This is a genomic window from Protofrankia sp. CiP1_Cm_nod4 (assembly GCF_982290645.1).
This window is the reverse complement of the sequence record NZ_CEVIVC010000216.1, coordinates 3921-5436: the sequence shown is the minus strand read 5'-3', so window position 1 is coordinate 5436 and position 1516 is coordinate 3921. Positions and strand designations below refer to the sequence as shown.

General features: G+C 72.4%; 1 protein-coding gene. It reads right to left on the bottom strand.

The window, feature by feature from the left end:
* Positions 1-2: 2 nt before the first annotated feature.
* A partial coding sequence (locus tag AC5LSR_RS23005) for a lipopolysaccharide biosynthesis protein (protein ID WP_493469008.1) occupies positions 3-1516 on the bottom strand: 1514 nt, incomplete at its 5' end.

Genomic DNA, 1516 nt, shown 5'->3' with positions numbered 1-1516 from the left:
GGTCACAGGTCGTCCGCGTCGTCGTCCCGGCCGCTCCGGCGGGAGCGCAGGCGCCCGACGACGCGGACGACCTGTGACCACTGGCATCCGACGAAGACCACGAACCCGGCCGCCGACGCGACCGGAAGCGCGAGCCAGACGGGAGCGACGGCCGACGCGACCAGCCAGGAGGCCGCGCCGGCCGCGGCGGCGGCCAGCACCTGCGGGCCGACCGCCCGCGCCAGCAGCCAGGGGGTGATCCGGAAGGGACGCAGCGCCAGCACGTATATCGGCAGCGTGACCCCGACGATGACCACCGCGTGGGCCGCGCCGGCACCGGCGATCCCGTTGCGCCCGACGCCGATGATCATGGCTGGGATGAGCGCCGCGATCCACAGCACCTGGATGACGAAGATCTCCCGGGTCCTGCCGAGCGCGACGAGGAAGTCCGACAGCAGCTCGACCATCGTGCGGGCGGCACCGAAGATCGCAAGACCCGCCAGCGCGCCGGCGGCCGCGTGCCACTTCGACCCGTAGACCACGGCGACGAGCGGGCCGGCCGCCCCGCCCATGATCAGACACACCGGTATCGTGATCGTGGCGACCATGGACGCCGCGGCGGCGAACCGGGCCGGGAGCTGCTCGCGGTCCTCGCTGACCCGCGCGAACGCCGGCATGGACACGGCCCGCACCACCGCGCTGAAGACGTTGATCGGCCAGCCGGACATGTTGAAGGCGAGCATGTACAGGCCCAGCTCGACGGCGCCGAGCTGCCGTCCGATCACGATGTAGTCGACGTTGAGCAGGGTGAACGCGACGACGTTGGCGCCGGTGAGCGGCAGCCCGAACGCGAGCAGCTGACGGGCCTGGGCCCGGCTGAACCCCGGCCGGACGCGTTCGGGGCTGAAGTGCCGCAGCAGCACGATCGAGACCACCTGGCCGGCGACCCGGGACCAGGCCAGCGCCATCGCCCCCCAGCCGGACACGGCGAGCAGGATCACGACGACCGCGGACACGACGGTGTTCGCGGAGTCGGCCATGAACTGTTTGTCCTGGGCGAAGTCCCGTTTGAGCAGGGCCGAGGGCACCGCGCCGAAGCCGGCGACCACGACGGTGATGGACAGCACCCGGACGGCTTCCGCGGCCTGGTCGGATCCCAGCGCCCGGGCGAACACGTCCGCCGTGGCCACCATGATCGCGCCGAGCGCGGCCGCGGTGCCGATGGAGATGGTCGCCACGGTCGGCGCGATCCGGCGGCACTCCTCGCGGCTGCCACGGACAAGCGCCGCGCTGACCCCGAGCTCGCTGACGTTGATGACGATCGACAGGACGGTCAGGGCGACGGCGAAGACGCCGAAGTCCGCCGGGGCCACCAGGCGGGCGACGAGGATGCCGACGCCGAACTGGCCGAACCGGGACAGCGCCACGTTGAGCGTGGTCCACATCGCGCCGCGGCGGACCATCTGGTCGAGGTTTTCCGTGTCGCCGGACGCGTCGCCGGCCGTGCCGCTGTTGTCGCTCGTGCCGTCCTTGCCAG